The following is an 18112-nucleotide window of genomic DNA, read 5'->3' as shown; positions in this document are numbered from 1 at the left end:
TTGCTCATAGCTTCCTGCACAGCCACAGCCACGGCCACAGTCATGCCGACCATGGGGTTGTTGCCTGCGCCGATGAGGCCCATCATGTCAACGTGAGCCGGCACGGAGGAGGAACCTGCGAACTGGGCATCGCCATGCATACGGCCCATGGTGTCGGTCATGCCGTAAGAAGCAGGGCCTGCTGCCATGTTGTCCGGATGGAGGGTACGGCCGGTGCCGCCGCCGGAAGCAACGGAGAAGTACTTCTTGCCGTTCTCGATGCAATCCTTCTTGTAGCAGCCTGCCACAGGATGCTGGAAACGGGTCGGGTTGGTGGAGTTGCCGGTGATGGAGATGTCAACGTTCTCCAGCTTCATGATGGCAACGCCTTCCTGCACGGACTCAGCGCCGTAGCAGCGAACCTTGGCACGGAGGCCGTCGCTGTAAGCTACTTCCTTCACGATGTTGACCTTGTCAGCCTTGAAGTCATACTCGGTCTCCACGAAAGTGAAGCCGTTGATACGGCTGATGATCTGGGCAGCATCCTTGCCCAGGCCGTTCAGGATGACGCGCAGGGGGTTCTTGCGAACCTTGTTGGCGGTCTGAGCGATACCGATAGCGCCCTCTGCAGCTGCGAAGGACTCATGGCCAGCCAGGAATGCGAAGCAGCCAGCTTCCTCGGAGAGGAGCATAGCGCCAAGGTTGCCGTGGCCGAGACCAACCTTGCGGTGGTCAGCAACGGAGCCCGGCACGCAGAAAGCCTGGAGGCCTTCGCCGATAGCCTTGGCAGCGTCAGCAGCAGCCTTGCAGCCCTTCTTGATAGCGATAGCAGCGCCGAGGGTGTAAGCCCACTTAGCGTTCTCGAAAGCGATAGGCTGGAGGCTCTCTACGATCTTGTAGGGGTCAACGCCCTTCTCGTCGCAGATCTTCTTGGCTTCGTCCAGATCCTTGATCTCATATTTCTTGCAAACCTCATTGATGGTGTCAATGCGGCGCTCATAGCCTTCAAATGTTGCCATTGTATTCATTCCTCCTGATTGCTTTTAACTCTTCAGCTGTCACGAATTAGTCTTCGCGCGGGTCGATGGTCTTCACAGCGTCAGCGAAACGGCCCTTGGTGCTGGTGTTGGCCTTGATGGCCTCGTTAGCATCCTGACCCTTGCGGACAGCTTCCATAACCTTGCCAACCTGAACGATCTCGTAGCCGATGATGCGGCCTTCGTTGTCGAGGCCGAGCTTCGTGACATAGCCCTCAGCCAGCTCCAGGTAACGGGGACCCTTCTTGAGGGTGCTGTAGAGAGTACCAACCTGGCTGCGGAGGCCCTTGCCCAGGTCATCGAGACCTGCGCCAACCGGCAGACCGTCATCGGAGAAAGCAGTCTGGGTACGGCCATAAGCAATCTGGAGGAACAGCTCACGCATAGCGGTGTTGATGGCATCGCACACCAGGTCAGTGTTCAGAGCCTCGAGGACGGTGAGGCCGGGCAGGATCTCTGCTGCCATAGCAGCGGAGTGGGTCATGCCGGAGCAGCCGATGGTCTCAACGAGAGCTTCCTGGATGATGCCGTCCTTGACATTCAGGGTCAGCTTGCAGGCACCCTGCTGAGGTGCGCACCAGCCCACACCATGGGTAAGGCCGCTGATGTCCTGCACGTTCTTGGACTTAACCCACTTGCCCTCCTCAGGAATCGGAGCGGCGCCGTGGTGCACTTCCTGTGCCACACATGCCATGTTTTCCACTTTTTGTGAATAAGCAATCATTGTTCGTTTCCTCTCTCTCTAAAATACACGTTTGCGCTATTCAAATGCTCCGCCCCTCCCCTGCAGAAGGGGCAGCGCACATTGAACTAAAGGGATTCTTAAAGCTCCACCAGGTTCTTGCCCGTCATTTCGGCGGGAATCTCCACCCCTGCCAGGGTAAGGAGAGTGGGAGCGATGTCGCAGAGAGCGCCGTCCTGCACGGACTTCACCCGGTCAGAGACCACGATGAAGGGCACCGGATTGGTGGTGTGCTTGGTGAAGGGCTGGTCGTTCTCATAGTCCATCATCTGGTCTGCGTTGCCGTGGTCGGCAGTGATGCAGACTTCGCCGCCCACCTCGCGGATAGCGTCCACGAAGCAGCCCACGCAGGTATCCACGGTCTCCACAGCCTTGATGACAGCCGGGAAGACGCCGGTGTGGCCCACCATGTCGCAGTTGGCATAGTTCAAGATGATGAAGTCGTACTTGCCGGACTTGATGGCCTCAACCACCTTGTCCGTCACCTCAACAGCGCTCATCTCAGGCTTCAGGTCATAAGTAGCAACCTTCGGGGAGGGAACCAGGATGCGGTCCTCGCCCTGATAGGGCTCCTCCACGCCGCCGTTGAAGAAGAAAGTGACATGAGCGTACTTCTCCGTCTCGGCAATGCGCAGCTGAGTCATGCCCTTGTCCTGGATGATCTGGCCCAAGGTGTTGTCGATGGACTCCGGCGGGAAAGCCACCAGAGCGTTCATGCCATCCTCATACTGGGAGAAGGTGGCGAAGGGAATCTTCAAGCTCTCGTCACGCTCGAAGCCATCGAAAGTCTCATCCACGAAGGAGTGGGTGAGCTGGCGGGCACGGTCGGGGCGGAAGTTGAAGAAGATGGCGCCATCGCCATTCTTCATGCCTGCATAGCCCTTGACCACGAAGGGAACCACGAACTCGTCGTTCACATCGTTTGCGTAGCTGGCCTTCAGGCCCTCTACGGCACTGTCAGCGCTGACGCCCTCGGCATGGGTCAGAGCCTCATAGGCCTTCACCACGCGCTCCCAGCGGTTGTCGCGGTCCATAGCGTAGTAGCGGCCGCTGACAGTGGCAATCTTGCCTGCGCCAATTTCCTTGCACTTGGCTTCCAGCTCTTCCAGGAAAGGCTGTGCGCTCTGGGGCGGCACATCGCGGCCGTCCAGGAAAGCATGGACATAAACTTCCTCAATGCCGTTCTTCTTGGCCAGCTCCAGGAGAGCATAGAGATGATCCTGATGGCTGTGCACGCCGCCGGGAGAAACCAGGCCCATGAGATGCAGGGCGCCGTTCTTCTCCTTCACGCCGTTGACGATGGAAAGGAGAGCTTCGTTCTTGAAGAAGTCACCGTTCCTGATGTCGCGGGTGATGCGGGTCAGCTGCTGGTAGATGATGCGGCCGGCGCCGATGTTGGTGTGGCCAACCTCGGAGTTGCCCATCTGCCCGTCAGGCAGGCCCACGTACTCGCCGGAAGCCTGCAGCTGGCTGGTCTTGTACTTTTCGAACAGGCCGTCCAGCACAGGAGTCTTAGCTACCTGCACAGCATTGTTGCTATCGCTCTTGTCACCCAGGCCGCAACCATCCATGATGATGAGGGCCACAGGTGCATTTTTAAGTTTTGCCATTTTTTGCCTTGCTTTCTATCTTAGTAGTTGACAATCTCGGAGAAATCCTTGGACTTCAGGGAAGCGCCGCCTACGAGAGCACCGTCTACGTTGGGCTGCTGCATGAGGTCCTTGATGGTGGCAGGCTTCACGCTGCCGCCGTACTGGATGCGGATAGCATCAGCTGCAGCCTGGTCGAACTTCTTAGCCACAGCCTCGCGGATAGCCTTGCAGACTTCCTCAGCCTGATCGAAGGTAGCGGTCTTGCCAGTGCCGATAGCCCAGATAGGCTCATAAGCAATGACCAGCTTGCCGGCTTCCTCAGCAGTGAAGCCTTCGAGAGCAGCGTTGATCTGAGCTACTACATGGTCGATGTAGGTGCCAGCCTCGCGGATCTCCAGGGACTCGCCGCAGCAGATGATGGGAGTGATGCCTGCCTTGAAAGCAGCCAGAGCGCGCTTATTGACACCCTCATCGGTCTCGCCGAAGTAGTCGCGGCGCTCGCTGTGGCCCAGGACGCAGTAGTCTACGCCGATTTCATTCAGCATGCCGGTGGAGATTTCGCCGGTGAAAGCACCGCTCTTCTCCCAATGAACGTTCTGAGCGCCTACATGGATGTTGGTGCCCTTCACAGCCTCAGCCACGGAAGCGAGAGCAGTAGCCGTGGGGCAAACCACTACGTCAACCTTGGCATCCTTCACCAGGGGAGCCAGCTCTTTTACCAGCTGCACACCCTCAGCGATGGTGTTGTTCATCTTCCAGTTGCCTGCAATAATCGGAGTTCTAGCCATTTGTAAAATCCTCCCTAAAATGTTTTTATTGGTTTGGTGTTCCACCCAAATCACAACGCAATTGTCCAGATTCTGCCCAAGGCAGAATCTGAACAATCAGCGCCTTATGAAGCCATCTTATTTGTCAGCGATAGCTGCCACGCCCGGCATCTCTTTGCCCTCGAGGTACTCGAGAGTTGCGCCGCCGCCAGTGGAAACGTGAGAAATCTTCTCGGTGAGGCCAGTCTTCTCCAGAGCTGCCACGGAGTCGCCGCCGCCTACGATGGAGATAGCGCCTTCCTCAGTAGCCTTGGCCACAGCCTCAGCCACAGCCAGGGTGCCCTTGGCGAAAGCGTCGAACTCGAACACGCCCATGGGGCCGTTCCAGATAACAGTCTTGGCGCCCTTCAGAGCCTCAACGTACTTCTCGGAAGTCTTCACACCGGAATCGAGTGCCTGCCAGTCATCGGGAACCTTGTCCACATCAACGGTCTGGGTGTTGGCATCTGCAGCGAACTTGTCAGCGATGACCAGGTCAACGGGCAGGATAACCTCAACGCCCTTGTCCTCAGCCTTCTTCAGCAGGTCGCGGGCCAGGTCATACTTGTCCGGCTCGCAGAGGGACTTGCCGATGGGCAGGCCCTTGGCTGCATCGAAGGTATGAGCCATGCCGCCGCCGATGATGATCTTGTCAACCTTCTCGATCATGTTGCTGATGACACCGATCTTATCGGAAACCTTGGCACCGCCGATGATAGCCACGAAGGGATGCTGGGGAGCCTCAAGGGTCTTACCGATGTAGTTGATCTCTTTCTCCATGAGGAAACCAGCAACCACTTCCACATACTGGGCAATACCAGCGTTGGAAGCATGGCCGCGATGGGAAACGCCGAAAGCGTCGTCCACAGCCACATCAGCCAGGGATGCCAGCTGTTTTGCGAACTCAGGATCGTTCTTCTTCTCAGCCTTGTGATAACGGAGGTTCTCCAGCAGCAGGACCTCGCCCGGCTTCAGGTCAGCAGCAGCCTTCTCAGCCTCGGGGCCAACGCAGTCAGCAGCCCACTTCACATCTTTGCCAAGGAGCTCGGAGAGATGTGCCACCAGATGCTTGGTGGAGAACTGGGGCTCGCGAGCCTCGGATGGACGGCCGATATGGCAGGCCAGGATTACAGCAGCGCCGTTGTCCAGCAGATAGTTGATGGTCGGCAGAGTGCGCACCATGCGAGTATCGTTGGTGATGTTCTGATTTTCATCGAAAGGAACGTTGTAGTCCACGCGGACAAACACTTTTTTGCCTTTGACGTCAATGTCTTTGATGGTTTTCTTATCCATACAATGCGCCTCCAAATCGAAAATGTTACATAAAAACTTGAGGCCCGGCCCAAGTTTTCTAGGCCGGACCTCAAGAGATCTTTTAGTATTCAGCTATGCCGTACGATTAGCCGAGCTCAGCGAAGTACTTGATGGTGCGAACCATCTGGCTGGTGTAGCTGTTCTCGTTGTCGTACCAGGAAACAACCTGAACCTGAGTGTTGCCGCCAGCAGTGGGCAGAACCATGGTCTGGGTAGCATCGAACAGGGAGCCGAAACGCATGCCAACGATATCGCTGGACACGATCTCGTCAGTGTTGTAGCCGAAGGACTCGGTAGCCTGAGCCTTCATAGCCTCGTTGACCTGATCCTTGGTAACCTCGCCCTTCACAACAGCGGTGAGGATGGTGGTGGAACCAGTCGGGGTCGGAACGCGCTGTGCAGCGCCGATGAGCTTGCCGTTGAGCTCGGGGATAACCAGGCCGATAGCCTTAGCAGCACCCGTGCTGTTCGGAACGATGTTGCAAGCTGCAGCACGGCTGCGACGCTTGTCACCCTTACGCTGCGGGCCATCGAGAGTCATCTGGTCGCCAGTGTAAGCGTGGATGGTGCACATGATACCGGACTCGATGGGAGCCAGGTCGTTCAGAGCCTTAGCCATGGGAGCCAGGCAGTTGGTGGTGCAGGAAGCTGCGGAGATAACCTTGTCCTCTGCCTTCAGAGTAGTGTGGTTAACGTTGTATACGATGGTCGGGAGGTCGTTGCCTGCAGGAGCAGAGATAACGACTTTCTTAGCGCCAGCTGCGAGATGAGCGGAAGCCTTCTCCTTGGAAGTGTAGAAACCAGTGCACTCGAGCACAACGTCTACATCATGCTTGCCCCAAGGAATGTCCTTAGCGTCCTTCTCAGCATAGATCTTGATCGTCTTGCCGTTCACAGTGATGCTGTCCTCGCCAGCCTCAACCTTGTCAGCGTACTTGTAGGTACCCTGAGTGGAATCGTACTTGAGGAGGTGTGCGAGCATCTCCGGGCTGGTGAGGTCGTTGATTGCAACAACTTCATAACCCTCAGCGTCGAACATCTGACGGAAAGCGAGACGGCCGATACGACCAAAACCATTGATAGCAACTTTTACTGCCATTTGAAAATTACCCCCTAAACTTTTTTAAGAAGTTCAAACTCTTACGCACATAATATTACAATAATTCAAGGACAAAGTCAATCACTTTATCATAAATACCAGCAATTATCCTATAGATTCCGTTTGTATAGTCAGAATGTTCATTCCAAAAATACAAACCGATTTATTTGCGAGGAAATGCTGAAAAAAGGCTGAAAAACAATACATACTCGACAGACAAAAAGCCGAAGGAGAAGCTGTTGACTCCTCCTTCGGCCTGTATATCTCATAAACTTCATTTATCAGTTCCCTGTCTGAAATTTGCCAAAGGCAAAATATTCCCATCAGGAATTGACATTATATGCAAGCTTTTGTGTCCACTCTCAGCGGATGCCTTCGGCGGTGGTGAACTCGCCTACTTTCTCTCCCTGCTCCATCTTCTCCAGGGCCAGCATGGCCTGGACATAGATGGCGCACTCCAGGCGCTTCTTCTGAAGCTCGCAGCCCAGCTCGTAGCTCTTGCGGATATCGCCGTGGAACAGGTCGTCATTGGCATGGCAGCCGCCGCTGCAGAAGAAGCGGGCCCAGCACTCACGGCACTTTTCCTTGTTCAGCACATGGCTTTCACGGAAGTACTGGGGCAGCTCCTTATTAGTAACGCCCTCATAGATGGAGCCAAGCTTGTACCCCTCCCTGCCCACGAACTGATGGCAGGGGTACAAGTCGCCATTTTCCGCCACGGCGAAATACTCATGGCCGGCCCCGCAGCCGGAAAGGCGCTTGGCCACGCAGGGGCCGTTGGAAAGGTCCATGTTGAAGTGGAAGAAGAAGAACCCCTTCCCCTCCCGATGGCGCTTGAGATACGCCTCGGTGAGCCTGTCGTACTCCTCATAGATGCGGGGCAGATGCTCCTCGGTAAGCGCCAGGGGGCTGTCCTTCAGCACCACCGGCTCCATGGAAAGCACGTCAAAGCCCGCGTCATGCATGGCCAGCACATCTTCTGTGAAGTCCAGGTTCTCATTGGTATAGGTGCCGCGCATATAGTAGTGCTCGCCCTGGCGGCTGTCCACGAACTTCTTGAAGTTCTTCATGACCTTGTCGTAGGTGCCTTTGCCCCCCACATCAGGGCGCATGCGGTCATGGACCTCCCGGCGGCCGTCGGTGGAAATGACCACTGACACATTGTTGTCATTCAGCCACTTGATATTCTCATCGTTCAGCAGCATGCCATTGGTGGTCATGGTGAGCTTGATGCTCACGCCCTTTTCTTTTTCCACCTCATGGACATGCTCTGCCACAGCCTTCACGGTCTTCATATTCATGAGGGGTTCGCCGCCGAAGAAGTCCACCTCGAAGTGCTTGCGGAAGGGACCGCAGTTCTCCAGCATGTAGTCTATGGCGCGGCAGCCCACCTCGGGACTCATGACAGCCCGCTCCTGGCCATAGCTGCCCCCATCGCCGAAGCAGTACTTGCAGCGCAGGTTGCAGTCCTGGGCCACCATCAGGCACAGGGACTTCACCAGCCCCTTTTCCTTGAAGGTAGGCGGCACGTCAATATCCGGGGCAAAGAGCTCTCCTGCCTCCATGAGCTCATGGAGTTCGGCCAGGGCCTCTTCCAGATCAGCCTTGGGGTAGCTGTCTGATAGTTTCTCCAGCACTTCGCCATCATTCTCCCCGTCGAAGACGTCCATCATATCATAGATCATCTTGTCAATGACATGGACCGCCCCGCTGTTGATATCCAAAAGGATGTATTCGCCGTTCTGCTCAAACTTATGAATCTTGGCTTTCACTTACATTCTCCTTACAATATTTTACAATATTAATGAAAAAAGCCTCCCCCAAGCGGGGGAGGGAACTGTCCTTGGACAATTACTTTTCGCAGACCTGGTTGCCTACTGTGCAGGAAGTCTTGCAAGCAGACTGGCAGGATGCCTGGCACTCGCCGCAGCCGCCCGTCTTCAGGGACTTCTGCATGGTCGGCTTGTTGACCGTCTTGATGTGCTTCATTCGTGAACCCTCCTCACATCGCAGAAAATCTGCATATATTGTTATTCTACCCTATTTATCCTCTTGTTGCAAGAATTTTCCGCCCGAAGTGTCAGTCACAAAGCTCCATCCGCCTCTTGCAGAAGGTCACTGGCTGGAGGTTCATCTCAGAGGCGAACCGCCTGGCCTGATAGAAATGTGCGCCAATAGTTTCCTGTTTATGAGCATCGCTGCCAATGGTCACATACCTGCCCCCCAGTTCCCTGTAGCGACTGTAGATGGGCACCAGTTCCTTGACAGCCAGCTTGTCGCCAAAGCGGCGGGTATTCAGCTCCAGCACTGTCTCCGTCTCAATGACGGCCTTCAACACCTCATCAATCTCTTCCTTGAAGGAGCCGTAATCAAGCTCCGGATTGTCGTAAGGAGCAGTGCGGCAGATGTAGTCTATATGGGCGAGGATATCTATGAAATCATGGCTGTAGAGGTTGTCCACCATAACGCGGAAATACTTCCGGTAGGCTTCCTCCTTTTCCTTGCCCTCGAAGAAATCTGGATAGTAGATGTCCAAATCATCCAGGAAGTGAATGGAACCTATGACCTGGTCGAAGGGCACCCGCGCTACAAACTCACGGCTGCCCTCCAGCGTACCAGCCTTCATGCCCACCTCAATGCCCAGCCGCAGGTTCTCCCCCCGCAAGGGCAGGTATTTCTTCCAGTAGGCCTCAGGGTCAAAGGTGAACTCTATGGGAGCAGCTTCCAGATCCAGGTGCTCCGTGAACACCAGCCCCAGTCCCAGTCTCTCAGCTGCTTCCAAAGCTTCAGAGGCAAGCATTTCCGAATCAGCAGAAAACTCCGTATGAGTGTGGCTGTCAAACATCATGATGATTACCTCGCATTCTTAAGGGACAGGACTGGATTCAAACTCAGTTGCCGGCGTTGATCTGGTCAGCTTCGTAGGCAGCCTGCAGTGCCTTGGCCAGCTGGTCCGGGCAGGAAGTATTCTTGCCGTTGCAGGTATTGCCTGCAAAGCGCTCAATGACAAAATCCATATCCATGCCCTGCACCAATTTGCTGATGCCCTTCAGGTTGCCATTGCAGCCGCCCTCGAACTCAACGTGCTTGATGGTCTTGCCATCCAGCTCCAAGGTAATCTTGCGGGCACAGGTGCCCTTCGTCTTGTATTCGTAAATCAAAATAAACTCTCCTAACTTATACAATGAACTTGCGAAAATATTTAGTACCAGGTAATTATAACACCATTGTTCAAATTTTGCCACGGGCAAAATCTTCCAATTGGTGTTTCAACGAGGCAGGATATATTGACTCACCGCCTGTTATGATATTCGCCCACCCCCACCAATGGAGGCAGGGAACATCTTCTTCCGAGTTATATAACATATCCGGGCTAAATCTCAATAACCCTTGTCCATTTTGTTTGTTGACAGTTCCCTGCCAATAGGATAGCATGAAGCAATATATCGTACAAAGGAGACTTCATTATGCAAATGCGTGGCAATATCCTGCTGCTTATCACCGCTCTCATCTGGGGCACCGCCTTCGTGGCCCAGCAGGTGGGCATGGACGAACTGGGGCCTTTCACCTACGCCGCCGCCCGCTTCTTCCTGGGCACCATCTTCCTCTGGGGGCTTTGGCTCATGGACGGAAAGAAACGCAACTCAAGAAAAGAACGCGGCCTGCACCATTCCGGCTGGAAACTTGGCCTTGGCTCAGGGCTGCTGCTCTTCATCGCCAGTTCCATGCAGCAGATAGCCCTGCAGTATACCACTGTGGGCAAGACCTCCTTCATCACCGCCCTCTACATCGTGCTGGTCCCCCTGGGCGCCGCCCTCTTCCGCCTGGGCAAGGTCTACGCCGTGAACTGGCTGGGGGCTGTGCTGGCGGTAAGCGGCCTTTACCTGCTCACCATCCAGGGAAGCCTTGCCCTGAACCTGGGCGACATTCTGGTAGCCCTCAGCGCCCTGGGCTGGACAGCCCAGATACTCTTCATCGACCGCTTCGCTCCCCATGTAGACGTACTGGAACTCTCCCTCTCCCAGACCATCTGCTGCTTCGTTGCCAGCCTTGCCGCCGCCCTGGGGACGGAGACCATCACCCTGGCTCCCATCCTCCACTCCTGGTTCCCCATTGCCTACGCAGGCGTGCTTTCCACCGGCGTAGCCTTCACCCTGCAGATCGTGGGCCAGAAATACGCCGCCCCCAGCGAAGCCGCCGTCATCATGAGCTTCGAAGCCGTCTTCGGCGCACTGGCCAGCTACATCATCTTAGGCGAACAGATGACCTTCGCCCAACTCTCCGGCTGCCTCCTAATGTTCGCAGGAGTAATAGTAAGCCAGCTGCGCACGATAATGAAGAAAAATCCCACACCACAAGCGCAATGAAAACAACGGGTTGCGAAGAAATCTTTCTTCGCAACCCGTTGTTTTCTCTTTAGACTTCCCTCTTCAAAACCTGCTGATACAAATACCCTTCGCGCACTCCCATATAGCTCACATGAATCATCTTGGCCTTGAACTGCTTGATGACCGTCTGCAGGATGATCATGCCCGGCAGGATAGTCCTGATGCGGTCCGGCACTACCTTCAGCATGAGGTCCAGCTTGTCAGTAGCCACTTCCTCATCACCTTCGGGATTCTCCAGCTTCTTGAGAATTTTCTTCACGTTCACTGCATTGATGACGCTGTTGTTGGGAGGCAGGCTGAACATGGCATTGTTGAGCTTGCAGGCTGCGCGCACGGTACCACCCACACCGCAGATGCCGTCAATCTTCTTATACTTGCCCTCGAAGAATTCCGCATCCGCCATCATGGCTGCCAGCACAGCCTCCTGAATGGCCTTGCGCTCCTTCTTGGTGGGAATGAGATGGCTCACATACTCATTGTACATGGAAAGTGAACCCACAGGCATGGAGAAAGCCTTCTCTATCTTCTGGTCCTTGTAGACTACCAGTTCCGTGCTGGCGCCGCCGATATCCACCAGGAGGCCTGTATGCAGGTGCATGGCCCGGGTAGCCCCCACGAAGTCCAGTTCTGCTTCCTTCTCGCCGGGGATGACTTCTATCTTCAGCCCGCTGGCCCGCATGATCTGATCCACAGCTTCCTCGCTGTTGTCAATATTGCGCAGGGCCGCCGTAGCAAAGGCATGACCCTCCACATCAAAGGCCTTCAAAAGACCGTTGAACTCGCTAAGGATAATGCTGGCCCGCTCAATGCCTTCCTCATTCATGCGCCCATGCTTGATGTACGAAGCCAGACCCGTGGAATCCTTCTTGCTCATCAAGAGCTCCGGCTTATCCCCGTCCATGCGATAGATATTGAGCCGGATGGTGTTGGAACCGATATCGATGATGCCATACATATTGCTATCCCCTTTCTGAGAAAGCCCGTTTGTATTCGTCAGAAACATCTAAAACGTCCAACTCAATTATAAGGCAAATGTTCAGATTTTGCCATAGGCAATAGAAAAAGCCTTCCCATTGAGGTGAAGGCTCATGCAGATGTCACTGCTTCTGCTGCTCATACTTGGACGGGCACTTGATCAAAAGCTTCTCTGCCACAAAGTCCTGTCCCTGGCACTTGCCGATAGCCACGATATGATGGGCCTCGTCGAACTGGTCAGGCTTGGTTCCTTTATACCGAATGGGCAAAGTCTCCCCGGATTCCTCGTCCTGCAAGGTGAAGACAAAATCATCCCCCTCCTGATGGGGCGCGGGAGCGCTCTTGTCCAGGAGGCCCTTCACCTGCACGGAGCTTTGGGCCACCTTCGCTTCTGCCACGCTGACATAGGGGGTCACGGAATCCATGAAATTCCAGGCAGCATAGCCCACAAAGGCCGTCAACAGGGCAATGAGCAATATTTTCCTATTCATGGATAGCCTCTCCTTCTTTTCCTTCTTCCGCCTTCTTCACATAGCGCTTCAACAAGTAATAGTAAATTCCCGTCATATCCGCCAGCGCTGCCAGCAGCGTCCAGAGCATCACCGGGTCCATGTCTATATGGCCGCCGGCATTGAGCACCGGGGACGGATGCAGGGAAAAGTACAGCCTGGGAATGATGAACACCAGGAAGGGCACCGTCAGGAAGGACAGCAGGGCGTAGACCGCGCTGACCCTGGCCCGTCGTTTTTCATCCGGCATGGCCGCCCGCAGGGTGAGGTAGGCCCCATAAATCAGCAGCAGCACGAAGATGGTAGTCTGCCGCGGGTCCCAGTTCCAGTAAGCCCCCCAAGTGAGCTTGGAGAACACCGCTCCGCTAAGGGTGGCCAGAATGACGAACACCAGTCCCAGCCCCGCAGAATTGGCCGAAAGCCTGTCATAATGGCGCTTTGGCTCTTTCAGGTATTTTGCCCCATAAAAGGCACTCACCAGAAAGGCCAGCACCGACACCCAGGCCACGGGAATGTGGAAGAAGGCAAGGCGCACATAATAGCCCAGTCCCTCCGCCGGTGGCACCACAAAGAAAACAACACCTATGATTGCCAAAGTCAGCACAGATAAAACCGCCAGCATGGCTTCACTCCTCATACCAAAGATAATCAAAGAGCAGGGACGCCCCCACCATCAAAATCATATCATAAAGTGCCAGCCCTCCCAAATAGGAAAAGGAACCGGCCTCCCCTCCTAAAGCCCCCGCCGTCAGGCTGATGGCGGGCAGGAACACGGGCAGGATCACCGGCAGCATGAGAATGGAGAACAGCCCTCCATGCACCGCTGAACCTATAGTCAGAGCAGCCACCAGCGTGCCAGCTGCCGCCACCCCCAACAGCCCCAGGGCCGTGGTCAGGACCAACAGTATAGGTTCTGCCACATTTCCCGCCAGCAGCATCAGGAAGAGCGGCAGGATAAAGAGCCCCATGGCCAGCAAGACCAGATAAGTATAGAGCATCTTGCCAAAGAGCACCGGCTGGGAGTCGCCGTAAACACGCAAGGCCAGCAAGGTCCCTGCCGCTTCTTCGTCCAGAAAGACTCTGTCCGCCCCCACCATGGAGGCAAAGAAAAGTATCACCCAGAGGAGGGCCGCCGCCAGCTTCGGTGACAGGGCCGCCCCCTGCAGGGCCAGGCTCACACAGGAAAGGGTGGTGAGGGCAAACATGAGCATGGCAGCCCAGGAAGCCTTGAATCTCATGCCCTGCCTGAATTCTTTCATGAGAACCAGCTTAGTTCCCGCCCAGACTGATGCATTCATCCGCCGCTGCCTCCTCCCTTTCGTCGTTGGTAGCAAGGAGCACCAGCACGCCGGAGTCCGCCGCCTGCCGCGCCTCCCTCAAGACAAGAGAACGTCCCTCAAGGTCAAGGTTGGCCCCCGGCTCGTCCAGCAGCCAAACCTCCGCCTGAGAAGCCAACAGCACTGCCAATTTCAGACGCTGCCTCATGCCCGTGGAAAGCCCCCCGGCCTGCACGCCGTTCATCTTCTTCTCAGACAGCCCTACCCGCTCCAGCAGCTTGCTGTAGCTGTCCCCAGAAAGTTTCTCCCCTCTGAGCCCCAGCAGGAAATCCATATTCTCCCAGGCCGTCAGCCGAGGATAAAACCGCAGTTCCGGCGTCACCATAGCCAGCCGGCTGCGAAACTCCGCCTTCTCCAGCACCAGTCCTGCTTCCCTGTCCCGGGCCACAACCTTTCCTGTATCAGGAGAAAGCAATTTTGCCGCCAGCCGCAGAAGCGTAGACTTCCCGCTGCCATTGGCGCCACGCACAGCCGTAACCCCCCCAGGCTGCAAATGAGCAGAGAAATCCCTGAAGACCACTGTGCCCCCAAAGGATTTCCCCACTCCCTCCATTTCTATCTCTACCATCGATTACCTCATCAAGAATATATTCACAATTGCGCTTTTATCATTATATCATCACTTGCAGAGAAAGTCCTTATGCAATCTAACAAACTCCATGCTAAACTGTGTTTCGCATTACGCCCTTACACGAACACTAAGCTCAGACTGCGCCTTTCAGGCTTGCTTCGCTAAGTGTTCATAGTAAAACAATTCGTTGCAACTTGAAAATCCCGCCCAATTCCCCGGGCGGGATTTGTCTCAGAAGGTATATTCCTTCTCCACCTTATGATAATGTGTATGCAACAGTTCGTGAGCCTTCTCGCTCAAGGGCTCTCCCAAGAACTCCTTGTAAAGCGTGATAATATCCGGGTTCTCATGGGACTTGCGAATGGGCAGGTTTCTGTCAATCTCATAGAGGGCTGCCATGCGCTTTTTCCTGATGGCGTTGGTGGTGCCAATGGGCTGGCCGCCGCCACCGATGCAGCCGCCGGGGCAGGCCATGATCTCGATGAAATCATAGGGGGATTCGTTTCTCTGGATCTGCTCCATGAGGATGCGGGCATTTTTCAAGGTGTGGGCAATGGCAACCTTTGCCTTGCGGCTGCCCAGGTCCACCTCTGCTTCCTTGATGCCTTCGAAGCCGCGGACGGATTGGAAGTCCAGGCGTTCCAAAGTCTGTCCCGTGTACTTCTCGTAGACAGTGCGCAGGGCTGCTTCCATGACGCCGCCGCTGGCACCGAAGATAGCACCTGCCCCCGTGCCGTAACCCAGAGGGCTGTCGAAATCGCTCTCAGGCAGGTTCTGGAAAGTGAGGCCCACATACTTGATGAGCTTGATAAGCTCCCGGGTGGTGAGGACGATATCTACATCCTGCCTGCCCTCCCGGCCCATCTCCGGTCGGGCAGCCTCGAATTTCTTGGCAGTGCAGGGCATGATGGAAACGGTGACGATATCCTCCACGGGAATGCCCGTCTTTTCGGGATAGTAAGTCTTGGCAATGGCCCCGAACATGCTCATGGGAGATTTGGCGCTGGAAAGATGGGCGGTGAAGTCGCCGAAGTTCTTTTCCAGGAAATTCACCCAGCCGGGGCTGCAGGAGGTGATCATGGGGAAGGTGCCGCCATGCTCCAGCCTGTGCAAGAACTCGCTGGCTTCCTCCATGATGGTGAGGTCGGCGCCGAAGTTGGTATCAAAGACCTTGTCAAAGCCCAAAAGCTTCAGGGCCGTGACCATCTGGCCCGTGACTATCTCCCCGGGCTCCATGCCGAAGGCGTCACCCAAGGCCACCCGCACGGAGGGGGCCACCTGCACGATGACGTGCTTCTTCGGGTCCTGCAGGGCGTCCAGCACTGCGTCCGTATCGTCCTTTTCCACAATGGCTCCCGTGGGGCACACCAGGCTGCACTGGCCGCAGAGCACGCAATCCGTGCGCTCCATGGGCTTGTCATAGGCGGTGGTGACGGTAATGTCACTGCTGCGGTGGGCATAGGTCAGGGCAGCGATGCCCTGCACATCCTTGCAGGCCCGGATGCAGCGGCCGCAGCGGATGCACTTGGAAGGGTCCCGCACAATGGCGGGATTGGTGACAATGCGGGGTTCCTCTTTCACCACGCTGGGCAAGTGGGATTCCATGATATTGAAGCGGCTGCAGAGCCGCTGCAAATCGCAGTTCTGATTGCGTGGACAGCTCAGGCAGTCCTTGTGATGATTGGCCAGCATCAATTGGAGGATGGCCACCTGGGTATCCCGCACGATGGGGGTATCCGTGTGCACCTCCATGCCCTCCCAGACCTCTGTGGAGCAGGCCGCCAGTAGCCTGCGCCTGCCCGTGACCTCCACGGAACAAAGGCGGCAGTGGGCCTTGATGCGCTGGTCCTCATGGTAGCAGAGATGGGGAATATCGATGCCGATTTCCCGGGCTGCCTGCATGATTTTCGTGCCCTTGGGCACTTCGATGGGAATATTGTTGATAGTGAGGTGCACCATTTCCTGCTTTTCTGCCTGATTCACATTTTCACTCATTGATTGCACCTCCCACTGCAAAGGTCTTGGGGAATACTTTCATGGCTGAAAGCAGGCTGTTCTGGGCCGTCTCGCCCAGGCCGCAAAGGGAGGACATGGACATGACCCGGGCAATCTTGTGCATCAGCCTGATGTCCTCTGCCGTGGCTTTCCCCTCTGCCATCTTGTCCAGAATGAGCTTGATATGCAGATTCCCTTCCCGGCAGGGGGTACACTGACCGCAGCTCTCCTCGGAGAAAAACTCCTGATTCATGCGCAAAAAGTCCAGCACGCTGGTGCGCTCGTCAATGACCAGGATGCCGCCGGAGCCTACCATGACTCCCGCCGCCCGCAAGTCCTCATAGGTGTAGGGTGTGTCCAGGATGCTCTCATCCGCCACCTTGCCGGAAGCGCCGCCGAACTGGATCAGGCGGATATGACGGTCCTTCTGCACGCCCCCTGCCAACTCGTAGATGATTTCCCGCACGGTGGTGCCGAAGGGAATCTCAAAGACCCCGGGCTTGTTCACATTGCCGGCCACGCTGATCAGCTTGGTGCCGATGGAATCCCCCCTGCCGCAGCGGGCATAGACCTGCTCCTCGTCCAGCAGCAGATGGGGCACGATGGACAGGCTCTCCACATTGCATAGGCAGGTAGGACGGGCAAAGACGCCGCTTTGCTTGATGAAAGGCGGCTTCATGCGGGGGCGGCCCGCCTTGCCTTCGATGGAGCGAATGAGGGCCGTGCCCTCGCCACAGACATAGGCTCCCGCCCCGGAGTAAAGGTGGATATTGAAATCAAAGCCCTTGCCCAGGATATTCTCTCCCAAGAAGCCGTAGCTTTTCGCCTGACGGATGGCGTTCAGCAGCAGGGGACGGAAACAGGAATACTCCGCCCGCATGTAGATATAGCCATCCGTAGCCCCTACCACGAAACCGGCGATGATGATGGCTTCGATGAGGTTGAAGGGGTCATTCCTGATGAGCTCCCTGTCCTTGAAGGTGGTGGTCTCCCCTTCGTCCGCGTTGCAGATGACCACCTTGCGCTCCCCCTTCACCGCCCGGGCCTGGGATAGCTTACGCCCCATGTCGTACTCGGCACCGCCTCTGCCCTTCACCTTCACGCTGGCAATGAGGTCGCTGATGGAGAGGGGCTCCATGGTCACAGCCTTGCGCAGAGCAGAGAAGCCCCCGATTTTCATATAGGAACCAATGGAGCTGGTGTCATACTTGCCGAAATTGCTGGTAAGGAAACTTATTCTTTCCATGAAACTCTCACCTCCTCAGGGCAGGGAACGCAGCAGCGCCTCTATTTTCTCACGGCTGTCCAGATGGTCATATATCTTGCCATTGATGCGCACAGCAGGCGCCCTGTCGCAGGCGCCGAAGCAGCTGATGGTCTCCAGGGTGAAGCGGCCGTCATAGGTGGTCTCCCCTATCTTGATGTCCAGCAGCTGCTCCAAAGTTCCCAAGAGGCGCTTGGTGTCAATGACATTCACCCGGCAGGCAGGCGAATTGCACACCTGGATGGGATATTTGGCCCTGGGCTTGGCCGAAAGCTGGGCATAGAAATTCAGGCAGTCAAAGATATTGGTAATGGGCATGGAGAGCTTCTCAGCCAGATAATAAGCAGTAGGCTCCGGCACATAATGCCGCTCGTCCAAGTCCTGCACCTCCAGCAGGATGCCCACAATCTGGGTTGGGTCATAGTCATGGGATTCCAGCACAAGGTCAATCCTCTCCTGCAGCTCGGAAGAGAGGGGATAGTCTTTCGTCAAAGCGGTAAGCAT

19 protein-coding genes are annotated in these 18112 nt (G+C 55.8%); 1 reads left to right on the top strand and 18 read right to left on the bottom strand.

Annotated features, from left to right (window positions below; translation table 11 throughout):
- From BLW59_RS13800 to BLW59_RS13755, 10 genes are all read right to left on the bottom strand, one after another.
- The coding region (locus BLW59_RS13800; RefSeq protein WP_074698240.1) for a GGGtGRT protein at window positions 1–998 on the bottom strand (998 nt) is incomplete at its 3' end.
- 46 nt (window positions 999–1044) lie between these two features.
- The gene (locus BLW59_RS13795) at window positions 1045–1737 is read right to left on the bottom strand and encodes an iron-sulfur cluster assembly scaffold protein (RefSeq protein ID WP_029540925.1); all 693 of its coding nucleotides are present in this window, start codon (window positions 1735–1737) and stop codon (window positions 1045–1047) included.
- Between the two features lie 101 nt (window positions 1738–1838).
- Window positions 1839–3368, bottom strand: coding sequence for a 2,3-bisphosphoglycerate-independent phosphoglycerate mutase (gpmI, locus tag BLW59_RS13790; RefSeq protein WP_074698239.1), 1530 nt, complete (start codon window positions 3366–3368; stop codon window positions 1839–1841).
- 20 nt (window positions 3369–3388) lie between these two features.
- A complete protein-coding gene (gene tpiA, locus BLW59_RS13785) occupies window positions 3389–4138 on the bottom strand; it encodes a triose-phosphate isomerase (protein ID WP_074698238.1) in 750 nt (249 codons plus the stop codon).
- A 117-nt stretch (window positions 4139–4255) separates the two neighbouring features.
- Entirely contained in the window at window positions 4256–5449 is a 1194-nt protein-coding gene (locus BLW59_RS13780; RefSeq protein WP_029540929.1) for a phosphoglycerate kinase, read from the bottom strand.
- A gap of 106 nt (window positions 5450–5555) precedes the next feature.
- Entirely contained in the window at window positions 5556–6569 is a 1014-nt protein-coding gene (gene gap / locus BLW59_RS13775; protein ID WP_074698237.1) for a type I glyceraldehyde-3-phosphate dehydrogenase, read from the bottom strand.
- Between the two features lie 362 nt (window positions 6570–6931).
- Window positions 6932–8341, bottom strand: coding sequence for a thioether cross-link-forming SCIFF peptide maturase (gene scfB, locus BLW59_RS13770; RefSeq protein ID WP_074698236.1), 1410 nt, complete (start codon window positions 8339–8341; stop codon window positions 6932–6934).
- Window positions 8342–8420: 79 nt separating this feature from the next.
- A complete protein-coding gene (gene scfA / locus BLW59_RS13765) occupies window positions 8421–8558 on the bottom strand; it encodes a six-cysteine ranthipeptide SCIFF (protein ID WP_072004094.1) in 138 nt (45 codons plus the stop codon).
- Window positions 8559–8649: 91 nt separating this feature from the next.
- Window positions 8650–9417 (bottom strand): histidinol-phosphatase HisJ family protein, encoded by a 768-nt coding sequence (locus tag BLW59_RS13760; protein ID WP_074698235.1) that lies wholly within the window; start codon window positions 9415–9417, stop codon window positions 8650–8652.
- Between the two features lie 43 nt (window positions 9418–9460).
- On the bottom strand, window positions 9461–9730 hold the full coding sequence (locus tag BLW59_RS13755; RefSeq protein WP_074698234.1) for a TIGR03905 family TSCPD domain-containing protein: 270 nt from the start codon (window positions 9728–9730) through the stop codon (window positions 9461–9463).
- A gap of 306 nt (window positions 9731–10036) precedes the next feature.
- On the opposite strand from BLW59_RS13755, the gene BLW59_RS13750 reads away from it, so the two are divergent.
- Entirely contained in the window at window positions 10037–10936 is a 900-nt protein-coding gene (locus BLW59_RS13750) for a DMT family transporter (RefSeq protein WP_175463453.1), read from the top strand.
- A gap of 49 nt (window positions 10937–10985) precedes the next feature.
- Here the strand turns inward: BLW59_RS13750 and BLW59_RS13745 are convergent, their stop codons facing one another.
- From BLW59_RS13745 to BLW59_RS13710, 8 genes are all read right to left on the bottom strand, one after another.
- Complete coding sequence (locus BLW59_RS13745) at window positions 10986–11912, bottom strand: phosphatase (protein ID WP_074698233.1); 927 nt, start codon at window positions 11910–11912, stop codon at window positions 10986–10988.
- Window positions 11913–12054: 142 nt separating this feature from the next.
- Complete coding sequence (locus BLW59_RS13740) at window positions 12055–12423, bottom strand: cytochrome c maturation protein CcmE (protein ID WP_074698232.1); 369 nt, start codon at window positions 12421–12423, stop codon at window positions 12055–12057.
- Window positions 12416–13063 (bottom strand): cytochrome c biogenesis protein, encoded by a 648-nt coding sequence (locus tag BLW59_RS13735; protein WP_074698231.1) that lies wholly within the window; start codon window positions 13061–13063, stop codon window positions 12416–12418. The genes BLW59_RS13740 and BLW59_RS13735 overlap by 8 nt, the downstream gene beginning before the upstream one ends.
- A 4-nt stretch (window positions 13064–13067) precedes the next feature.
- Entirely contained in the window at window positions 13068–13739 is a 672-nt protein-coding gene (locus BLW59_RS13730) for a heme exporter protein CcmB (protein WP_074698230.1), read from the bottom strand.
- Window positions 13711–14346 (bottom strand): ABC transporter ATP-binding protein, encoded by a 636-nt coding sequence (locus BLW59_RS13725; protein ID WP_074698229.1) that lies wholly within the window; start codon window positions 14344–14346, stop codon window positions 13711–13713. The genes BLW59_RS13730 and BLW59_RS13725 overlap by 29 nt, the downstream gene beginning before the upstream one ends.
- Window positions 14347–14580: 234 nt before the next feature.
- Window positions 14581–16344: an NADH-dependent [FeFe] hydrogenase, group A6 gene (locus BLW59_RS13720; RefSeq protein ID WP_074698228.1), complete on the bottom strand. Its 1764-nt coding sequence runs from the start codon at window positions 16342–16344 to the stop codon at window positions 14581–14583.
- Window positions 16337–17590: a complex I 51 kDa subunit family protein gene (locus BLW59_RS13715; protein ID WP_074698227.1), complete on the bottom strand. Its 1254-nt coding sequence runs from the start codon at window positions 17588–17590 to the stop codon at window positions 16337–16339. Before BLW59_RS13715 ends, BLW59_RS13720 begins: the two co-directional genes overlap by 8 nt.
- 15 nt (window positions 17591–17605) lie before the next feature.
- Window positions 17606–18112, bottom strand: coding sequence for an NAD(P)H-dependent oxidoreductase subunit E (locus BLW59_RS13710; protein ID WP_029540953.1), 507 nt, complete (start codon window positions 18110–18112; stop codon window positions 17606–17608).

This window comes from Selenomonas sp. KH1T6 (assembly GCF_900108415.1).
In the GTDB taxonomy this organism is placed as follows: Bacteria; Bacillota; Negativicutes; order Selenomonadales; family Selenomonadaceae; genus Selenomonas_B; species Selenomonas_B ruminantium_A.
The sequence above is the reverse complement of the archived record's forward strand: the minus strand, read 5'-3'. Positions and strand labels throughout refer to the sequence as shown.